Source organism: Pandoraea sp. PE-S2R-1 (genome assembly GCF_002179865.1).
Classification (GTDB): domain Bacteria; phylum Pseudomonadota; class Gammaproteobacteria; order Burkholderiales; family Burkholderiaceae; genus Pandoraea.
Genome location: NZ_NGUR01000151.1, coordinates 1 through 376, shown reverse-complemented (window position 1 = coordinate 376; position 376 = coordinate 1). Strand labels below are relative to the sequence as shown.

1 pseudogene is annotated in these 376 nt (G+C 65.2%); it reads right to left on the bottom strand.

Going from position 1 to position 376, the window contains the following annotated elements:
* Positions 1–195 (bottom strand): annotated as a pseudogene (locus CDV44_RS27475) (3-isopropylmalate dehydratase); the annotation flags it as partial.
* Positions 196–376 lie beyond the last annotated feature (181 nt).

The following is a 376-nucleotide window of genomic DNA, read 5'->3' as shown; positions in this document are numbered from 1 at the left end:
ATAGGGGTAGCGTCCGAGCCGTTCATCGTAGGTGAGCATGACGGTGACGGGTGTGATCTCGTCGGTCGAGACGTTATCGCGCAAGGCACCGGCCTCGGCGCGGGTGACGGACTCGCCGGCCAACTGACGGCGCACGATGGCAGGGTCGTCGGACAGGAACAACATACGGCCGTCGAAACGAATGGTGTCTTCCATGCAGCAATTACCTCCGGAAGACAGCATAGCGGCCCGTTTTGCGCCCTGCCGTGCCGTCTCGGCAAGCCCGGCGTGACGGTTCGCGAAGTGACGCACGCGCTGCGCAGGCAGCGCTGCGTAAGGCCCTTTGGGAGGTTATGCGCCCGACGCGCCCGGCCCCTGTCCTTGTGCTTGCCCTTGC